The following is a 20,347-nucleotide window of genomic DNA, read 5'->3' as shown; positions in this document are numbered from 1 at the left end:
CCGAAGATTGATTGTGAAATATGCAGATTCCGGCGAGTTTAGAAGCCAGTTGGCCAGGAGGAGGGTGGCCTGCAAAACCGGCTCCAAAATGGAGCACGCCGAAAAACACGATAAAAAGCGATACTCGGACGCTACAGGGAGATGTTTGCCAGAATGTGAACAAGAAGCAGTTCAGAGTGTGAATATTGCGTGAATGCGGGGAGATTGGCCGTCCCACGGTCAAACTACCCCTAGAAAACAATAACGGCGAGTTCCGAAGAACTCGCCGTTATTGTTTCAGAGCATATCTATACGCCGACTGTGGCGGCAACTGGCGCAGCCACCATTCTATGGATGCGGTCACCGAGCTTATGCAGCCGCAGGAAGTTTGTCGAGCCGGATTTTGTGCCGGTGCCGGCGATGATCGCGACGATTTCGCCTTTTCGAGCGTAGTTGTTCTGCTCCAGCAGGGTTTCAGCCAGCTCGACCATGATTTCCGTGGCTGAAACCTTGGCGCAGGACACTGGTACGACTCCCCAGAGCAGATTGAGCCGGTTGATCGTGACTTCGATGGAGCTGAAAGCGTAGATCGGCGCAACTGGCTGGTATTTCGAAAGCTTGATGGCGGTAGCGCCGGTTTCAGTGAAGATGGCGATGCCGCGCAGGTCGAGATCTTCCGCGGCGTGCGCCGTGGCTTCGCAGATTGTTTCGGCAACTGACAGCGTACGGTGGCGCGGACGTGTTGGAGCCACACCTGCAGCGCGAGCTGAGTTGATATTCTTTTCCGTCTCGGCAACGATTCGGGCCATCATCCTGACGGCTTCGACCGGGTACGCTCCCATTGCCGATTCACCGGAAAGCATGACAGCGTCGGAGCCGTCATAAATGGCATTTGCTACGTCGGAGACTTCCGCGCGCGTTGGCCGGGGGTTGTCAATCATTGACTCGAGCATCTGCGTCGCGGTGATGACCGGCTTGCGATAGTCAGCAGCGAGGCGGATGATCTGCTTCTGAATCGCGGGAACTTTCTCGGGAGGAACTTCCACGCCGAGATCGCCGCGAGCGACCATGATGCCGTCCGTAACCTGGAGGATGGCGTCAAGATGCTCGATGGCCTGGGGTTTTTCGAGCTTGGCAATGATCCAGGTTGCGCCGCCGAGAGCCGAGACCCGGTTGCGAACGAGGTTGATGTCTTCAGCAGTGCGAACGAAGGAGACAGCGATTGCGTCGACGCCGTTGCGCAGCGCGAATTCCAGATCGATAGCGTCTTTTTCGGTAAGAGAGGGAACGCGAACAGCGATACCCGGCAGGTTGATGCCTTTGTTTTCACCTAGCTTGCCACCGTTGACGATTTCGCAGACGACATCGTCGCCGTCGACCTCGACTACGCGAAGCTCGATGAGGCCATCGGAGAGCAGGATGCGCGATCCCTGTTCAACGTTCTCGGCCAGTGTCTTAAAAGTGGTGCCAACCAGCGACGCGGTACCCTCGAGTTCGCGCGGAGTGATGGTGATGCGCTCACCGGCGATCAGTTGCACCGGTTTGTGATCCACGAGCTTGGATGTGCGAATCTTGGGCCCTTGCAGGTCGCCGAGAATGCAGAGTGGCTTGCGTTCTTCGCGGCTCACTTTGCGGATCATCTGAATCAGGGCACGCTTCTCGTCATGAGTACCGTGTGAAAAATTGAGACGCACAACATCCAAACCCGCACGCACAAGCTCGCGAAAGACGGGTTCAGTATTGGAAGCCGGACCGAGGGTGGCAACAATTTTCGCGCGGCGGGGTGAAGTGGCCTGTGTAAACAAAATATCGGCGGTAGACATTAAAACGCTCCAGAAAAGTCTCGAACCTCAACGAGGTGAGGGACGTAGGCGCGTTCCGCGGAATCAGATCCACCTGAACGCGACTTGTATATGTGAGGGCCGCGTGAATGGCCGGCAACCGCGTAGAAATCGCTTCACCGGGCCCTTCTGTAACTGGTTCAGCCCGCTCAATTGTACAAGAGCAGACGAGGCAAGCGGATGTGGGTGATGGTTGTTGGACGCAGGTAAAAGAAAGCAAATTGCGGTGGATGAGTCGGTCTGGCCCTGACCGAACTATTTGATCGAGCTGGCGGATAGGCCATTCGCTAAATTTTGAAGATATCGAGCTTCTGACGCTAATGATATTACGACTCCGTACGGGACAGGAGTGCCGAAGCGCGCCCAACGATTCCTTTGCGCTCTCGATGAAGAACGCCATTCAGTTGTGCTCCAAGGAGAAGGCTGAATGAGGTGATGTAGAGCCACACCATGGTGGCGATTGCGGTTCCAAGTGAGCCATAGACGACTGTGTAATCGGCGACACGAGTGACGTAGAGACCAAACGCCAAGGTAATGGGAAACCAGATCAACGTGGTCATGATGGCGCCTGGAGCGACGCAGCGCCAGTGCTCCTGGCTTCGAGTGCCAAAGTGATAGAGAGTCCCTACGACCGATGTGCTGGTGATGAGAGCGAGAGACCATCGTGCGAGACGCCAGAAAAAAATGACGATAAATTTCAGTTCATGTTGCGAGTTATCTATCATCCATTGCTCGATTGGCTGGCCAAAGACCAGAACCGAAGTGGCAATGGATAGAGGGACAAGGGCAATTGGAACGAGAAGAATGGCTCGCAGGCGAACCTGCCACCAGGACCAGCCATGACGCGGTAGCTCATAGGCGTGCCGAAAGCCTTCCATGAGCGTGAGCATCAGGCCCAGTGCGGCGAAAAACGTGAGTGAGGATGCGGAAAGAAGCACCTGCAGTGAAAAGGCGCGACGCCCGTAGAAATAGGACTGCAGGAGCGACATCGTGTCAGGAGGCAGGAATTGCTCGCTTGCGGTGCGGATGGTATCGAGCAACGTGTAGCCTGACGGCACAAGGGCGAGCAGAGTGGTCGCAACCAGAAATGCGGGGCAGAGCATCAGCATCCCGGAATAAGCGGATGCTTTGGCCGCATCCAGTATGTTATCTGCCATGGAATGCAGGATGGCGGCGCGCAAAGCGCGAGTGTAGTGGGCAATGACCGGGAGCTTTGCCATCGTTGGCAGGGTATCGCAGCCTTTGCGGTTTGACGAGACCAGGTTGGATTCTAGGTACCGGGAATGAAACGCACCTTATGGGATCTTTACGTCATTCAGTCGATGGCGTCATTTCCTCGAAAGTTAGCTTGTTCGCAAACTCAGGCGTGAATGAAGAGGGAGAGAGCCCCGACGACGATGCCCATGGCGGGCCCCAGGCAGAACTGAATGAGGATGTCGCCAAGGATAAAGATGATGACGAATCCAAAGCGGCCGATGGTGTCGAAGGTATTGAGTGCGTTGTAAGGGAGAAGATTCCTGACGATGCGCGCGGCGTCCAGCGGAGCGATTGGCAGAAAATTGAAGAGGAACAGGGCAAGGTTGATCTCAAGCATGAGCCGGCCTAGCATCGCTATCGCCTGCTGAGCAGATGCCGCTCCGAGAAAGATTTGTCCCCGGAAAGAACCGATAACGGCTATCCGGCCGCCGGGAACAGCCAGAGCCAGGACCACCAATGTGAAAAAAGCCAGAGCCACCAGGATCAGGTTGGCAATGGGGCCCGCGATAGCGATCAGATTATCGTCGCGGGTGATGCGCTTGAGATTGCGGGTAATCACCGGCACCGGCTTGCCCCAGCCAAAGACAATTCCGGGTCCGCCGAAACCGATGAGCGGGCCGAAAAGCATCAGCGCCGGAAAAAGCAGGGTCCCGGCGAGATCGATATGGCGCATGGGATTGATGGTGACGCGGCCCTCGAGCTGCGCCGTATAGTCGCCGAGCCGCGAGGCCATCCAGGCGTGAGCGCACTCGTGGCAGGAAATAGAAAAAATCAAGATGACGAACTGGTAGAGCGCCTGCAGCAGCTCGATGCTATTGAATTGCAAAAACGTTCTCCGTAGGTGTTGCGAAGGCTCAGGTTACCACGCGGTGCCGGGACACCAGGGGTCGGTTTACGTATGCTTTACGTTTGCGACGGTTGGTCAGTTCCGGCGAGATCAGTTTCTCTGCTCATCCGCCGTGCCCTGCGGGCCGACGATGGCACCCTCTGCCATCTTTGTACCTGCCAGAACCACGGTGTGCGCGCCGACGCGAGCGCGATCTCCTATAGAGGTTGGCGCAAAAACGACTTTGTCGTAGTCGTCTTTGTCGTGGGTATGAGAGTAGATGCGAGCGTAATTCCCGATTACAGCGCCTTTGCCGATACGGATTTCCGCGCGGTCGTCCAGTAATGCGCGCTGCCGGACAAGGACTCCATCGCCGATCGAAAGATTGTAGCCGTAGGTCAGCTCGACACCATGATCGATGCGGACGCCTTTGCCCATTTGGGCGAAGAGATGGCGGCCCAGCATACAGCGGAAACGGATGCCCAGCCAATGGTTGAGGCCCACGGGCGAGCGATCGAACATGATCCAGAACCAGAGCAGTGGCTTGGAGCGGGCAAAGCGGTCCTGATCTACATCCGCATAGTGCTCGGCCTCCAGCGTGATATTGCCGGGGTCGAGCGAGAGTTGCAGCACGTTGAGCGGGAGTTCGCTGGTAAGCGTAAAGTTCAGTTTGCCGCCGTGGGGGCGTCCTAGATAGAGCTCGAAAAGCTGATCGCGGACGATTTCGGCCCGCCGCTCAGCGGATTGATGGCGCGTGAACTCGTCATCAAGGAAGCTGATCCACCGGCGGTAGACTTCTTCCGCTTCCGGTTGTGGTTGCGCGACACGATTCTGGGGTTTTGCAAGTCCAGCGGTTGACTCGACCATACATGTACGACGATACACCGCGACGTGTGGCCGCAGAAAAGAAGCAACGCCCGGAGCGGAACCCGATCAGAGCTGTGCGTCATCCTTTCGTCATCCGAATCACCGGCAGGACCTCTCCGTTGCCCAGACGTACCTCGATTCGCTCAATCTCGGAGTAACCGCGGAGTCGATACAGGGGCACGCCTGTGAGTGTTGAGCCCATTTCGAAATGACGGAAGCCCGCTGCAAAAGCAACTGCTTCTACGTGGGCGAGGATGGCCGTGCCAAACCCCTGACGGGCGAAGTCAGGGTGAACGAAGATGGCGCGAATCTTGGCTGCATCTGTCGCGGGGTCCAGAAGCTCAGGCTCCCGAACCGATGCGTTGTCGCTGCCGAAGAGAGTTTTTCGTTTGGACCACCCGCCACAGGCAGCCAGACGCGGAGACGAGGCGCCGGGAGAGATCGCTTCAGCAACAAAGTAGGTTTCGTCGCGAATGAGTTGTGTATCCAGGCCAAGGACAGTACCGAGCGCACCCTCGATCTGATTGGGAGAGTAGTCGCCGGCCTGCAGTCCGCGTACGGAGTGCTCGATCAGGCGATGCAGGGCAGGAATATCTTCCTGCCGGGCAACTCGAATTTGCCACCTGTTCTTTTCGCCAGGCATCGTATGAACAGAGTAGCGAAGGACCATGGGTGAATAGAAGATGCTATGCACTCAGAGGCTGTATGCGTTGAAGACAACACGAGGAAATGCCGTACAGCAATCGATTGCGCACACCCTTAAAATTTTTGTAGAGACGCAACTTTCTCTCTTGCCTTCGGCTGGAGTGAACCGGTGCGGAGGGTATAGGATGGCAACGCCATGAGAAAAACGTTTGAGCAGCACTTGCTTATGTATCGGTTCATTCCGCTTATTTCTGTTATTTCTATTGCAATGACAATGTCATGCACGCTTTCTTCTGTGGCTCAGATTGCGCCCACGGGGGAGCGTGAGGTTGTTGCACCAGCTGGACCGGCCGAGTCCTCGAATGCGCAACTCGCGGATAAGGCCCTCAATGCCAAAGTAGAAGCGCTGCTGAAGCAGATGACGCTAGAAGAGAAGATCGGCCAGACGGTGCAGTATTCAGCGGGATTTGCTACTGGTCCGGCTGCTTCAAAGCTCAGCTACGCTGAACTCACCGAGAGGGGCGCCATCGGCTCGATGCTCAACGTGATTGGAGCCGAGGAGACCAATCGCTATCAGCACATCGCGATGGAGAAGTCGCGCCTGCATATTCCCCTCCTCTTTGGACATGACGTTATTCATGGCGAACATACAATTTTTCCAGTGCCCTTAGGACTGGCGGCGAGTTGGGATCCAAGGCTGATTGAAGGTGTTGCGCATACTTCCGCTATCGAAGCGCGTGCAGACGGGCTAGCCTGGGTATTTTCACCGATGGTGGATATATCACGGGATGCGAGGTGGGGACGCATTGTCGAGTCGGCAGGCGAAGACCCATATCTTGGTTCAACAATTGCCCGGGGATGGGTGAAGGGCTATCAGCAAGGTGATTTGAGCAAGCCAGATTCCGTCGCGGCGAGCGTGAAGCATTTTGCGGCCTATGGCGCCGCAATCGCCGGTCGCGATTACAACGCGGTGGATATGAGCGACATTACGTTGCGACAGGTGTATTTGCCGCCATATCATGCAGCGGTGGAGGCCGGCGTGGCGACGGTGATGACCAGCTTCAACTCCATCAATGGAATGCCGGCAACTGCCGATCACTACACATTGACCGACATTCTGCGCAAGGAGTGGGACTTCGATGGGTTTGTGGTTTCAGATTGGGGTGCAGTGGCGGAGCTCTTGAATCACGCGATCGGTCCAGATGGCACAACAGTGGCACGCAAAGCGATTGAGGCCGGTACCGATATGGATATGGAAGGGAATCTGTATGCCACCACGCTGGCGGCGCAGATTCGTTCCGGTGAGATTCCCGAGTCGGTGCTCGATGAAGCCGTACGCAGGATTCTGCGAGTTAAGTTTGCGCTTGGCCTCTTCGACCATCCATATACTCCGGTGACTTCGCCTTATCAGCCAAGCGCTGCGAATCGCGAGCAGGCCCGCAGTGTCGCGGACGAGACGATAGTTTTGCTCAAGAACGATGCAATCGAGGGGCACGGGGCGCTGCTGCCGCTGGCGAAGAGCGCGAAGACCGTAGCGTTGATCGGGCCGCTCGCAGACTCGCCGAAGGACATGCTCGGCTCGTGGTCAGCGTTGGGTGATCCCAAGTTTGCAGTTTCGTTGCGGCAGGCGTTGCAGGAACGGCTGGGAGACAAACTGCTGTATGCGAAGGGCTGCGGAGTGCTTTCGGGCAAGGATGAGCTCGTGCTTGAGCATGCGAGCTTTACGGGGGGTACTCAGGAAACAGCGGCCAACGAAGCGATTCCAGATGACAGCAAAACAATAGCTGAGGCGGTAGAGACGGCAAAGAAGGCTGATGTTGCAATTCTCGCTCTGGGTGAGAGCGCCGATTGGATGACGGGGGAGGCCTCAAGCCGTGCGCATCTTGGACTGCCAGGGCATCAAGAACAGTTGCTGGAGGCCGTTGCGGCTACTGGAAAGCCAGTGATTCTGGTGCTGTTCACAGGTAGACCAAGTGTGATTCCGTGGGCGGCAGCGCATGTTCCGGCGATTGTGGAAGCATGGTTCCCAGGCATTGAAGGTGGACATGCCGTGGCTGATGTCTTATTTGGCGACGTGAATCCATCCGGAAAGCTGCCTGCCGGATTTCCACGCGCAGAGGGGCAGGAGCCACTTTACTACGCACAAATGCCGACCGGACGACCTGCTGCTCGTGTAGATCTAAGCCATATGCCGACTGATCCCGCTGAAAAATTCGTGTCCCGGTATATCGATGAGGAAAATTCTGCTCAATTCCCGTTCGGATGGGGATTGAGCTATACGCGGTTCAGCTATTCAAAACCAACGGTCAACAAGAGTGAAGTGGCCCTCGACGATCTGGCTCCGAGGCGTGAGCCTGCGATTACCGTTGGGGTTGATGTAAAGAACACAGGCAGCGTTGCCGGGAGTGAAGTGGTCCAGCTTTACATTCGGCAGATGTATGGATCGGTAGAGCAGCCTCTTCGTGAGCTGAAGGGTTTTGAGCGCGTAACTCTTGCTCCGGGCGAGGAAAAGCATGTAACCTTTCCGCTCGGATTCAATGAGCTGAGCTTCTACAACGTGAAGAGCCAGCAGGTGGTCGAACCGACGACATATAAGGTTTTCGTGGGCGGAAGTTCGCTGGCAACGCAGGAGACCAGCTTCGATGTGAGGTGAGTAAGGTGCGGTATGCACAGAAAAGCCCGGGGATCCCCGGGCTTTTCTGTGGTTTAAATTGGCAATTAAACCTTGAGGAAGATCTTTTTCTTGTAGAGAATCCACACGGGAATGAAGCATACAGCCATGTAGGCGAACGAGTATGCAAAAGACGCAAGGCCATCATTCGGTATCCAGGCAAACCAATGGATGAAGATCCAGCGTGTCGTGCCGAAGCGATGACCGGCGATCCATGAGCCGATAAGATCGAGGGTTGAGCCAAGCAGTTCGGAGATCATATAGGCTGCGATGGCGTTGGAGCCGAAGACGAGCCACGGCCATGTCCATTTACCCTTCCAGCCGCGGACTTCGATCATCCAGTAGAAGAGAGCCAGAATGGCCAGCGAGATACCGCCGGCAATAAGGACATACGAACTGGTCCAGAGCTTTTTATTGAGTGGGAACCAGAACGACCAGATGTAGCCGATGGCGAGGCATGTGGCTGCTCCCCCCGCAATTCCATTGGCTTTGCTTTCCAGCGTGTGTTTGCTGCGTAGCCAGATGCCTGCCAATACGCCAAGGAGAGCGGTTCCGAGCGCGGGCAGATCACTCAACAGGCCTTCGGGATCGCGTGTGCCCTCGTAAAGTCGGCCGGGGAAGATGTGACGGTCAAGCCAAGCGACCATGTTTGCATCGCGATCAAGGAAAGGTACTTTGCCTGCTTCAACGTGATCCAGCCCCGGAGTCGGAATACCAAGGCCCGGCACGGGCGCCCAGCGCATGATGATCCAGTAGGAGACAAGCGCGCCGATAAGGACCGCCGCTTTGCTCTTCCAGCCGCTATCCCATAGATAAAACAGGCCTGCGATGAGGTAACAGACAGCGATGCGCTGCAGTACACCGTAAATACGCAGTGTGCCGAGATGGAAGTAGGGGAATCCGTTGACGACCTCTCCAAAGAGGAAAAGAACGATCGCTCGTTTTACGGTCTGAGCGGCGAGATGCGCTCTGGTCGAGCCTTTGGCGAGGCGGGCTTCATAGGCCAGAACGATGGAAACGCCAACGACAAAGAGGAAGGTAGGAAAGACCAGATCGGTCGGCGTCATGCCGTTCCAGTCAATATGCTTCATGAACCACCAGGCTTTGTCACTGCCGTTGTTGTTCACCATGATCATGAAGGCGATGGTGAGGCCGCGGAGCGCATCGAGAGAAAGCAGACGGCGCACCGAAGATGCGCCGGGAGCGGAGACGGTAACGGAATCCGGATTCGTAGATCGTACCGAGGTAGCAGCAGTGGTCATTTGGAGAGAGCTCCGCTTCTAATTTTTGTCTTCGGATGTGGTTGTATGGGCGACCATCCAAGACCGGAATTGGCCTAATGTGACACTACGCTAACGCTTCATGGTATCGATACGCAAGCATAGAACTGTTGGCACACTTATTGTGGAGAGACGTATCCTACATTGCATACGGTACACTTTGCCTCGGGGGAATCCGGTTGCTGGGCATTCGCGTCGGTTCGGTGTTTTTAGTATTTGCAACTCTTGCTGTCACTACCGGCGGTGTGGCCTGGTCGCAACAGAGTGGCTCAGTTCAGCCAGGAATGAGCAGCGGCAACTCTACCGGCGTAGCCGCAAAGGCTGTCTACGATGAACAGCATCGCCCAATAACCGCCGGTGGGTTCGTCAAAACCGGACCAATAATCTTTCAGGACATTTCGAAGGAGTCCGGGCTGGCCTCCTGGACGCATACGATGGGCCGCACAGATAAACAGTTCATTATCGATGCCGACGGGTCAGGCGTGGGGCTGATCGATTATGACAATGATGGTTGGCTCGACATTTATCTGGTAAACGGTTCAACATTTGAAGCGCTTGACGGCAAGACCACTCCACCCCATGCTGCCCTTTTTCACAATAACCATGACGGAACGTTCACCGATGTGGCCGCGAAGGCTGGCGTGACGAACGACCGCTGGGGCTATGGGGTGGCGATCGGAGACTTCGATAACGATGGCTGGCCTGACATCGCGGTAACGAACTGGGGCAAGAACCGGCTTTACCGCAATAATCATGACGGTACATTTACAGATGTTGCAGAGAAGGCAGGCATCGAGCTCGGCAACTGGTCGGCAGGTGTTACCTGGGGCGATTATGACGGAGACGGAAAGCTGGATCTTTTCATCTCCGGCTATATTCACTTTGATCGAGACAAATTGCCGATTAGTGGCAGCAAAGTCGTTGGATACGCGCAGTGCAAATTTCGCGGTGTGATCAGCATGTGTGGCCCGCGCGGTCTGCAGGGAGAGCCGGATCATCTCTTCCATAACAATGGAGACGGCACCTTCACGGATGTGAGCGCGAAGACCGGTGTGAGCGACCCGAATAGTTACTACGGGTTTACCGCGATATTTGTCGACCTGAATGACGACGGCAAGCCCGACCTGCTGGTGGCTAACGATTCTGTAGCGAGCTATCTATATATGAACAAAGGCAACGGAACCTTTGAAGACGATAGCTATGTCTCCGGCTTTGCCGTGAACAAAGATGGACGCGAAGTCGCATCGATGGGGCTCGCGGTAGGCGACTACATGAATAATGGCCTGCTGGACATCTTCGATACGGACTTTTCAGACGACTACAAAGTGCTGTTTCATAATGACGGAGACGCCAGCTACACAGATGTGAGTTACTCTGCGGGAATCGCTGCCACGACCATCCCATTTCTTGGCTGGGGCGATGGATTTATCGACTACGATAACGATGGGTGGAAAGACCTGATGGAGGTCAACGGTCATGTGTATCCTGACGCCGGAGATCATGACTGGGGCACGAGTTATGCCGAGCGCCCGCTGTTGTTTCACAATATGCGCAACGGCAAATTCGAGCCGGTTCCTGCCGTGGAAGGTACAGGCTTGGCGGACGTAATTCCTGCACGCGGAGCAGCGTTCGGCGACCTGTTCAATGACGGCAAGATCGATGTGGTCATCAACCCGATTGATGGCCCAGCGGTTTTGTTGCGGAACGCAAATCCAGACCATCATCATTGGGTCGAACTAAAGCTGGTGGGTGGTCCTAAGAGCCCGCGCGATGCGATGTGCGCAAGGGTGTATCTAACGGCCAACGGTATGCGGCAGCGTGAGGACGTCATGAGCAGTGGAAGCTATATCTCATCCAACGATCAACGATTGCATTTTGGCCTGGGTGATGCCACTAAACCAGGAACAGCCGAGATTCATTGGCCGTCTGGTGCGAAAGAGACAGTGAAGCTGCCCGCAGTGGACCGTATCTACACCATCACCGAGGGCAAGGGAATTACCGGCGCATTATGCAATGGGAAGCCGTGTGCTCTCAGCAGTCATTGAATGTTCGGCCAAACAGGCTAGACAGCATTATGGGTGAGTTGCAAATTTCGATGCAGAACCACGCCAGCCCTCGAATTGGATCACACTTTCTGAGGCACTCTGCAATTCTCTTGATCTCCCTTGCGGTAGCTTCAGCGCCGTGCAGCGGGCAGGCAAATGGGGCGGGTGGACATGCGACTGGCCCTATCCATCCGCCGCAATATGACGCAGAGAAGCGTCCGATCACCGCCGGCGGGTTCGTCGCATCTGGGCCGATCGTTTTTAAAGATGTCACGAAAGAGGCGGGGTTAGGTGGATGGCAGCATGTGATGGGCACTCCGCAGAAGAAATACATTCTGGAGACCGACGGCTCGGGTGTTGGGCTGATCGACTACGACAATGACGGCTGGCTCGATATCTATCTGGTGAATGGTTCGACCTACGATGCCCTTGCCGGAAAAGCGCCTGCGCCACATGCAGCGCTCTTTCACAATAATCACAACGGCACATTCACTGATGTGGCTGCAAAGGCCGGGGTGACGAACGACCGCTGGGGTTTCGGCGTTGCCATCGCCGACTATGACAACGATGGCTGGCCAGATATCTTCGTTGCTAACTTCGGCAAGAATCGTCTCTATCACAACAATCACGACGGCACCTTTACCGATGTGGCAGACAAAGCCGGAGTGACGCTGGGCAACTGGTCCGATGGCGCAACCTGGGGCGATTACGATGGCGACGGCAGGCTGGATCTTTTCGTCTCCGGATATCTGCACTATGACGTGAATCACCAGCCCACTGCCAATAACGGCATGGTCTCGCGCGCTTTTTGTCAGTTGCGGGGCACGCCGGTAATGTGCGGTCCGCGTGGCTTAAAAGGCGAGTCGGATCATCTGTTTCACAACAATGGTGACGGCACTTTTACCGATACGAGCGTGAAGGCCGGCGTCTCCGATCCGGAAGGGTATTACGGATTTACGACGATCTTTGTGGACGTGAATAATGACGGCAAGCCAGATTTGCTGGTGGCGAATGATTCGGGGCCGAACTATCTCTACATCAATAAGGGCGATGGAACATTTGAGGACAACAGTTACGTGTCCGGTTTTGCTCTGAACAAAGAGGGGAGAGAGATTGCCTCGATGGGATTAGCTGCGGGCGATTACCGGCACAATGGGCTGCTGGATCTGCTTGTGACCGACTTCTCTGACGACTACAAGATTCTCTATCGCAACGACGGCAACGCCAGCTTTAGTGATGTAAGCGATCAGGCAGGCATTGCTGAGCTTACGGTGCCGTTTCTGGGTTGGGGAGTTGGTCTGATTGATTATGACAACGATGGCTGGAAGGATATTTTTATGGTCAATGGCCATGTATATCCTGAGGTCGATCAGCACGACTGGGGCACAACCTACGCACAGCGGCCGCTGTTGTTTCATAGCGAACAAGGATTGAAGTTTGTCAATGTGCCACCGGTACGCGGAAGTGGGCTGGCCGCGGTTATTCCAGGGCGCGGAGCCGCCTTCGGAGATCTATTTAACGACGGCAAGATCGATGTGGTGATCAGCCCAATTGATGGTTCGCCAGTGCTTTTGAGGAATGTGAATACAGACCACCACCATTGGGTTGAAATCAAATTGGTTGGGGGGCCGAAGAGTCCGAGAGACGCTGTAGGAGCAACGGCGTATCTAACAACCAATGGCATGCGTCAGCGAGAGGATGTGATGAGTGGAGGCAGCTTTATCTCGACGAACGATCCGCGAGTGCACTTCGGTCTGGCTTACGCAACTGATCCAGGAACCGCAGAAATTCATTGGCCCTCCGGAGCGATCGAAAATATCAAACTTCCGGCGGTTGACCGCATCTACACCATCACCGAGGGCAGGGGAATTACGGCGGCCATGTGTGCCGGTAAGCCGTGTGCAAAGTGAGTTTGCGCACACATTTCCCGAGCCTGATTGCTTAGACTGAAGTCTGGATCGAGTACACATGCGCGTTGCCATTATTGGCGGAGGAATCGCGGGACTTGCCACAGCTTATGAGTTGGAGCTGGCTCGCAAAGCCGGTTCAGATGTGGAATACGAGCTGTTCGAGGCCAGCTCCAGACTTGGCGGGGTGCTTTCTTCCACTGAGTTTGAAGGTACCGTTATCGAGCGTGGGCCTGACTCCTTTCTGACCGAAAAACCAGCCGCGTTGCAACTCTGCCGCGAGCTTGGGCTCGAACGTGATCTGGCGCCTTCAAACGATGCGCAGCGCAAGACGTTCATCGTGATCCGTAAGCGTCTTGTTCCCCTGCCGGATGGGTTAATGTTCCTTGTGCCGACCAAGCTGGTGCCGACCGCTTTGACGCGCTTATTCAGCATCCCCTCCAAAGTACGCATGGGCTTTGAGCTTCTGCATCCTCCACGACCGCAGGAAGGAGATGAGTCGGTAGCCGATCTTGTGCGAAGACACTACGGTCAGGAAGCAGTAAACCGTCTGGCCGATCCGCTGTTGTCGGGCATCTACGGCGGAGATGCGACGCAGCTCAGTGCAAAGGCGGTCTTGCCGCGATTAGTTGAAATGGAAGCACAATACGGCTCGCTCACGCGCGGCATGCTGGCCGGTATGCATGCGCGCAAATCAGAGCAAAGCAACGGATCCGGTTCTCAAGCGAAGACCGCTCCGAGGCCGCTCTTTACCACGCTTCGCCATGGAATGCAGCAGCTGGTAGACGCGGTAACCGCTAAACTGGACCCGAGCCGGATACATTTAAGTACGAGCATTACCGCGCTGGAGAAGTCGAAGGATGGGTGGTTTTTGTACGCCGACGGCATAGCTGCCCGATTCGATGGCGTGGTGATTGCTGCTCCTGCGTGGATAGCTGCCGGGTTGCTGACCGATGTTGATGAGGTGCTTTCAGGCGATCTGAGAGATATCCCATATAGCTCGTCGGTCACGATGAATCTCGTGTACGACGGCGCGGATCTCGATCCACTGCCAGAAGGTTTTGGCTTTCTCGTTCCAGAGGTCGAGAGACGGTCGATGATGGCCTGCACGTTTCTTCATCGTAAATTTCCTGGGCGCACAGCGCCAGGGAAGTCTATCCTGCGCGCATTTCTGGGAGGCGCACGCAATCCGAATCTTCTGAGCGAGTCAGACGAGCAACTGACGCATCGTGTGCGAGAAGATCTGATGGATATTCTGCAGGTCTCGGCGATTCCCGAGTATATCGAGATACAACGCTGGCCGCGAGCCATGGCGCAATACTCCGTCGGCCATCTGGATCGCCAGGCTCGGATTCGTGATCGGGTGGCCCGGCTACCCGGACTGAAACTCGCAGGGAACGCTTACGACGGAATCGGCATTTCCGACTGCATCCGGCTCGGACGGCAGGCGGCAAAAGATCTGATTGGCGCGTCTGTCGCGATTATGCACCAAGATGACCGAGCCACAGCCCGATAACGTAAGTGACGGCTCCTTCGACAGCGCCGACAGCTGTCATCTCAAATCCGCTGGACCACCATGAACGAACAGTTATGAGTGACTTCGCCGCTCCAACGGCAAAATGAGCCACCAGCGAAATAATGGCCGCTGTGATCACGGCAGTTGCGCCTGTCATGAAAAAGAACGGGATTACCGGAATCATAGCTCCCACGGCGGTCGAAAGCGCACCGGATACGGCGGAGATGATTGGCACCCTCAGCCCGTCTTCGGTTGTGCTCATGCGCTCGGCGGCCAGGGCTTTCAGCATGAGATCGGAGTCAGCGGCAAGATGCTCGACTATGTGCTCGGCGTCTTCTTCGGGCAGGCCCTTGACCTGGAAATATAGCGAAAGAAGCTGCCGAGCCTCGGTTGGATTCATTTCAAGGGCTTCGCGCTCGCGCTGAAACTCTGCCTCGTAGATTTCCCGCTCACTCTTTGCCGCCAGATAAGCTCCCGAACCCATCGAGAGCGCGGATGCGATCATGCCGGCAAGCCCGGCGAGCAAAACGTAATGTGCCTGGGCCGCGCTGTTTTGGGTTGCTGTTGCACCGGAGACGCCGGAGACAATGCCGAAGATTGCGCCAAGCCCGTCGTTGATGCCGTAGATAGCATCGCCGATCCAGCTACCCGCCCATGAGCCGCCGCGGGCTTTGTCGCGTTTGGCGAGCATCTCTTCCAGAAGGCCCTTTGCATCCAGGATCTGCTTTCCGCCGGGCGCTGCGAAGTGTGACCGGCCACGTAAAAGAGAACCTAACTCTCGGTAATGTTCTTTTTCGTCTTCGATCACATGTTCGAGGATTGCAACTGAGCCTTCATCGCCTAACTCTTTCAGTTGCGTGCCGTAGTTTGCGATGTGACGGCTTTCTTCGATTTCGAGACGGCGCAGGGCCATCATGGGACCGCCGGCGCGGCTGGCGAGCGAGTCGGCTTCTCCGTGCGGATGCCCGTTGTACATGGGCTTGGCGCCCCCGAGCTCAAGTATTCGATTTTCCCAAAGCTGGGCGTGCTCCAGTTCGGCCGAGGCCAGATGGCGCAACACCTGCGCCCTCAGGGCGTCTGTCTCCCGGTCTGCGAGCGCAAGATAGGTGGAGTAGCCTTCCATTTCGGCCTGCCAATTGCCTTCCAACGCGGCGAGTACTTTCTTATTGCGGGCATTTTTAAAGGGCGACAGGCTATCGATGGGCACTTACTCCTCCGGTTGATGCCCAAAGGATAGCTGATTCGCCGAAACACTGTACCGGGAAGATGAGTCTAAAACGTTTGAGCACTTTCGCATGACATGGGGAACCGTGTAGTGTGGTGTGGAATTAGATGACTCGTCCTGGCGTCGGTAGGCTGACTCTGTGGATAGAGCGTTCGAACAGGGCCGCAATCGCGCGCCATTGCAGTGAAACGTGGAGAAACGGAAGATCATGGCCACAAAATCGCCCGCACCGACCGCAACCGACAATGTCCCCAGCTACCTGGGGCCTTTTATCACCGTAACCGCACTGTTTTTCATCTTCGGATTTATTACGAATCTGAATATGGCGCTGGTGCCGCACCTGCGGTCGATCTTCTCCTCTCCTCAGGCTCCGTTGCCGTACGCGTTGGCGATGCTGGCCGAATCGGCTTTCTTTCTCGCATATTTTGTTTTCTCGTCACCCACATCGAAGCTGATTGAAATGATCGGATACAAGCGCACGATGGTGGTCTCCCTGTTTATTCAGGTTGTGGGCTGCCTGCTGTTCGTACCCGCTGCAAAACTGATCAGCTTTCCCTTATTCCTGACGGCGGTATTTGTCGTCGGAGCTGGCGTTACCGCGCTTCAAACTTCGGCGAATCCTTACGTGGCTATTTTGGGGCCTGAGCATAGCGCTCCAGTTCGCCTTACGCTCGCGCAGGCGTTAAATTCACTGGGCGGCAGCATTGCGCCTCTGGTAGCCGGCGCTTACATCCTCACCGATCCGTCAAAAATGGCGAGCAAAGCGGCTATCGCCAATACGGTTCGCGTTCCTTATATCGCAATTGCCGCCGGGCTTCTGATTCTGGGCCTGGCGGTCGCGTTCCTTCACTTGCCCGCGGTTAGTCAGACACAGGCGTTCCGGCCGGGCAAAGAGGGGGATCCCGTGCTTAGCCGCAGCATCTGGAGCTACAGGCACACAGTTCTCGGAGCCATCGGCATCTTTCTCTATGTTGGAGTTGAAGTCGGGTTGGCGTCCATTGCGGTCAACTATTTCAAATCTCAGGGAATCGACAGCGAAAAGACCGCGTCCTTCCTGCTGTCTCTGTACTGGTTCGGCGCGCTCATTGGCCGTCTGCTTGGTTCCTGGATGTTGACTAAGGTGAAATCGGCGAAGTTGCTCACAGTCTTTGGTATCGCGGCAGCGGTCATGGTGCTTGTATCGATGTTCTCAAGCGGCCAGGTTGCGATCTGGAGTCTGGTGCTCTGCGGGTTCTTTAACTCCATCATGTTCCCGAATATCTTTGCGCTTGGTATTGCCGGTCTTGGGCCGATGACCAGCAAAGGCTCGGGTCTGATTATGACTGCGGTCGTCGGCGGAGCAGTTATTCCTGCGTTGATTGGCTGGGTGGCCGACCAGATGGGCATCCAGCACTCGTTCGTCATTCCCGCTTTCTGCTACCTCTTCATCGCGTATTACGGATTGGTCGGGTCGAAACCGAAACAAACTGTGGTGGGGTGAGTTTCTATCATGCAGGGAGGGTTTTTAGAAAACCCTCCCTGCATGGCATGCATCACTCTTGGTGCATTTGCAGAAGAAGTGGGCCATGCTACAGTTGTCTTCCACGGAGGTTTCCTCGGAATGGCCAGCGGAGCCAACCCGACGATGAGCGCAATTCCTGGCGATGGCTCGGCCGCTCAGGATCAGACAATGGACCTGCAGCAGCAGGTTGCGCGTCTGCAAGCGCTGTTGGAGGTGTCCCGCCAGGTCCATTCGACGACCCGGGAAGACGAAGTGTTCGAAACGGTCCTTCAGATTGTAGTCCGCGAACTTGAGATGGCAGGAGCAGCGTTTACCGGTTCCGGACTGTCGTATGGCGACGCACCCGAAGTGACTGACGTAGGAAGCCGGAACGGTGTGTACTGCTATCCGCTCGACGACCGCGAAGGCAAGCGGATGACTGAGTTGCTCGTCGCGCCGCCCGATGGCCGCGCCATCACTTTATATGAGCAGGATTTTCTGGAAGGTTTAGCGCTTCAGGCGGCTGTTGCACTCGAAAACGCCCGCAATCATGAGCGCAATCTGCAGTGGGCGCGAGTACAGCAGGATCTCGATGCAGCCAGGCAAATTCAGCGTTCGTTATTGCCGCAGAAAATGCCTTCTATCCCTGGTTTTTCGATTGCAGTTCGCTCGCAGACCTGCTACGAGGTCGGCGGCGATTATGTCGACATCATCGAGCTGCCAGAAGGCGACCTGATTTTGGCGGTGGCCGACGTCGCTGGTAAGGGGCTCGCATCCGCCATCATGGCGACCAGTTTTCGCGCTGCCTTCCGGGCGATGGCAATCACTGGCGTTTCCCTCGATCTGCTGGCCAAGCGCATGAATCAGCATCACTGGCAGGAGGGCGAAGAGGCTCGCAGGCGCTATGTGACGGCGATCTTTCTCCGGTTGGACCAGGAGCGAGGCGAAGTAGAGATCGTAAATGCCGGTCACAACCCTGGCTTCGTTATCGCCCCGGATGGCGCGCAGCATCAGGTTCAGGCGGCTGGCACGCCACTTGGTCTGCTGCCCGGAATGAATTATCGCAGCGTGCGTCTGCCGATGGTTCCCGGAAGCCGATTACTGTTTTATACCGATGGACTGACTGAAGTTTTTCGTGATGAAGAGGAGTTTGGTCAGGACCGGCTTCTGCTAGAGTTTTCTAATACTTCAACTCTTAAAGCCGATGGTATTCTCGATGCATTGTGGGCAGCCATCCATGGATTTTCTGGTGGCGGTCCACAGGAGGATGACATGACAGCCCTGGTGTTGTGCCATCTACCTGAAGACTCAGAGCGGCTGGCGTCGTCCTCGCAGGCCCTTCATTCTTTCGCGCAGGTGACCACATGAGCACCGCACGTACAACCACTGTTGAGGTTCGTCTTCCGTCCCGTCTAGGTTTTGAGAAAGTTGCCATGAGCACAGCTGCTTCGGTGGCAAAGCTGATGGGCTTCCGCGAGGAACGAATCGAAGATCTCAAGACGGCTGTGGCCGAGGCCTGTATCAACGCCATCGAACACGGAAACCGGCTGAATGAAAAACTGTCGGTCGGGGTCGTGCTTTCGGCGGCTGAAGACGCCCTCGAAATCAAGGTAATGGACGACGGCAAGGGGATCAAAGCGCAGCCGCACAAGCCGGATATCGACCGCAAAATGCACGGCGAAGAAGATCCGCGTGGCATGGGAATGTTTTTGATTCAGGCACTCGTGGACGAAGCCGAATGGGTTATAGGAACCAATGGCCGCGGCAGCTACGTAAGGCTAGTAATCCGGTTAGATAAAGAAGATTCTTAGCCGGCTTTTTCTTTGGCACCAGTGAAATATGCAGCGGATATCGGCTGCCCCAGCAATACGTTAACCTGATGATGGAGACAGAATTCCAGTGCAGACCGACACCAAGTCCAGAATCGACCAGACCACATCTTCTGCCGGCCAGGCAGTCACAGTCCTTCGGTTTGAAGGGGATATCTCTTCGTCTTCGAAGGAAGCCGTGCTTGGTTCTTATCAGTCTTTGAACAAGGTAACGGTTAAGTTTATTCTTCTGGACTTCACCAAAGTCGAATATATCAATTCGAGCGGGATTGCCCTGGTGATCCAGTTGCTGATGGAAGCCTCGAACGCTGGTCAGAAAGTGCTCGCCTTCGGGCTCTCGGCTCACTTTCAGAAGGTCTTCACCATGGTCGGAATCACCAAATACGCCGGTCTTTTCCCGGATCAGGCGGCTGCGTTGGCGACGATCTAAGAGCTTCGTAAAATTTCACCCCGAAGTGCGAAAAGGCTTCCGGCAAGACTGCCGGGAGCCTTTTCCTTTGAGTCTCATTCCTTCTGGCTCAAACGATTTTCTCGGCACATGGCCCGCTTTGTCCTTATATGTACGTTTCCAGAAGCAGCAAAAGGTCTCCTTTAAGCTGTTTATTTTCATGTATGTAAAATCTAATCCAATTTATGAGTGTAAAGCGCTAATATTTTATGAATCGAACATGCTATATATTCATCAGACGGTTAAGTGGTTGGTGTACGCGCAATAGGCTTGCGAAATTCAGCCGGAACTGCTTCATCCAAAATTCAAGGAGGACACTTTTTATGGCGATCAGCCATTGGTATCCCAGCCGAATTCGTGAGATGGCCGCGTTGCAGGAGTGTGTGGACTCGCTCTTTCAGGACTTTGCGGGGACAGCCTAGCCTCGGCAGATCAAGGTCTGCGCTGGCCCGGGCAACGATGCGCAGAGCAAAACGTTGAGCGCAGCCTGATTTTTCAGTCGTAACTGAGAAATGGTTGAGGCCTAAGGCA

The 20,347-nt window shown here is 55.5% G+C and carries 15 protein-coding genes; 8 read left to right on the top strand and 7 right to left on the bottom strand.

The window, feature by feature from the left end:
* Positions 1–287 precede the first annotated feature (287 nt).
* The 5 genes from pyk to OHL22_RS05095 form a co-directional block, all read right to left on the bottom strand.
* The gene (gene pyk / locus OHL22_RS05115) at positions 288–1,802 is read right to left on the bottom strand and encodes a pyruvate kinase (protein WP_263333938.1); all 1,515 of its coding nucleotides are present in this window, start codon (positions 1,800–1,802) and stop codon (positions 288–290) included.
* A 344-nt stretch (positions 1,803–2,146) separates the two neighbouring features.
* Entirely contained in the window at positions 2,147–3,040 is an 894-nt protein-coding gene (locus OHL22_RS05110; protein ID WP_263333936.1) for a YihY/virulence factor BrkB family protein, read from the bottom strand.
* A gap of 140 nt (positions 3,041–3,180) precedes the next feature.
* Positions 3,181–3,903, bottom strand: coding sequence for a site-2 protease family protein (locus OHL22_RS05105; protein WP_263333933.1), 723 nt, complete (start codon positions 3,901–3,903; stop codon positions 3,181–3,183).
* Positions 3,904–4,014: 111 nt separating this feature from the next.
* Positions 4,015–4,770 carry an acyltransferase gene (locus OHL22_RS05100; RefSeq protein ID WP_263333931.1) on the bottom strand — a complete coding sequence of 252 codons (756 nt, stop codon included), beginning with the start codon at positions 4,768–4,770 and terminating at the stop codon, positions 4,015–4,017.
* A 79-nt stretch (positions 4,771–4,849) separates the two neighbouring features.
* A complete protein-coding gene (locus OHL22_RS05095; protein ID WP_263333928.1) occupies positions 4,850–5,440 on the bottom strand; it encodes a GNAT family N-acetyltransferase in 591 nt (196 codons plus the stop codon).
* A 171-nt stretch (positions 5,441–5,611) separates the two neighbouring features.
* Here OHL22_RS05095 and bglX point away from each other — a divergent pair, with 171 nt between their 5' ends.
* A complete protein-coding gene (gene bglX, locus OHL22_RS05090; protein ID WP_263333926.1) occupies positions 5,612–8,068 on the top strand; it encodes a beta-glucosidase BglX in 2,457 nt (818 codons plus the stop codon).
* Positions 8,069–8,133: 65 nt separating this feature from the next.
* On the opposite strand, the gene OHL22_RS05085 is transcribed toward bglX, so the two are convergent.
* Complete coding sequence (locus OHL22_RS05085) at positions 8,134–9,348, bottom strand: acyltransferase family protein (protein WP_263333923.1); 1,215 nt, start codon at positions 9,346–9,348, stop codon at positions 8,134–8,136.
* Positions 9,349–9,650: 302 nt separating this feature from the next.
* On the opposite strand from OHL22_RS05085, the gene OHL22_RS05080 reads away from it, so the two are divergent.
* From OHL22_RS05080 to hemG, 3 genes are read left to right on the top strand one after another with little or no spacing between them, the layout of a single operon-like run.
* Positions 9,651–11,411: a CRTAC1 family protein gene (locus OHL22_RS05080; protein WP_263335417.1), complete on the top strand. Its 1,761-nt coding sequence runs from the start codon at positions 9,651–9,653 to the stop codon at positions 11,409–11,411.
* Between the two features lie 50 nt (positions 11,412–11,461).
* Positions 11,462–13,321 (top strand): CRTAC1 family protein, encoded by a 1,860-nt coding sequence (locus OHL22_RS05075; protein ID WP_263335416.1) that lies wholly within the window; start codon positions 11,462–11,464, stop codon positions 13,319–13,321.
* Between the two features lie 58 nt (positions 13,322–13,379).
* On the top strand, positions 13,380–14,834 hold the full coding sequence (gene hemG, locus OHL22_RS05070; protein WP_263333920.1) for a protoporphyrinogen oxidase: 1,455 nt from the start codon (positions 13,380–13,382) through the stop codon (positions 14,832–14,834).
* Here hemG and OHL22_RS05065 read toward each other — a convergent pair.
* Positions 14,800–16,041, bottom strand: coding sequence for a VIT1/CCC1 transporter family protein (locus OHL22_RS05065; RefSeq protein ID WP_263333918.1), 1,242 nt, complete (start codon positions 16,039–16,041; stop codon positions 14,800–14,802). The genes hemG and OHL22_RS05065 overlap by 35 nt on opposite strands.
* 226 nt (positions 16,042–16,267) lie before the next feature.
* On the opposite strand from OHL22_RS05065, the gene OHL22_RS05060 reads away from it, so the two are divergent.
* The 4 genes from OHL22_RS05060 to OHL22_RS05045 all read left to right on the top strand — a co-directional run bounded on the left by OHL22_RS05060 (position 16,268) and on the right by OHL22_RS05045 (position 19,798).
* Complete coding sequence (locus OHL22_RS05060; RefSeq protein ID WP_263333915.1) at positions 16,268–17,539, top strand: sugar MFS transporter; 1,272 nt, start codon at positions 16,268–16,270, stop codon at positions 17,537–17,539.
* A gap of 42 nt (positions 17,540–17,581) precedes the next feature.
* A complete protein-coding gene (locus OHL22_RS05055; protein ID WP_263333913.1) occupies positions 17,582–18,907 on the top strand; it encodes a PP2C family protein-serine/threonine phosphatase in 1,326 nt (441 codons plus the stop codon).
* A complete protein-coding gene (locus OHL22_RS05050; RefSeq protein ID WP_263333911.1) occupies positions 18,904–19,350 on the top strand; it encodes an ATP-binding protein in 447 nt (148 codons plus the stop codon). The genes OHL22_RS05055 and OHL22_RS05050 overlap by 4 nt, the downstream gene beginning before the upstream one ends.
* Positions 19,351–19,438: 88 nt before the next feature.
* A complete protein-coding gene (locus tag OHL22_RS05045; protein ID WP_263333909.1) occupies positions 19,439–19,798 on the top strand; it encodes an STAS domain-containing protein in 360 nt (119 codons plus the stop codon).
* Positions 19,799–20,347 lie beyond the last annotated feature (549 nt).

Origin of the sequence: Acidicapsa dinghuensis, from assembly GCF_025685685.1 — a bacterium.
Lineage (GTDB): Bacteria > Acidobacteriota > Terriglobia > Terriglobales > Acidobacteriaceae > Acidicapsa > Acidicapsa dinghuensis.
This window is presented reverse-complemented; position numbering and strand designations above follow the sequence as displayed.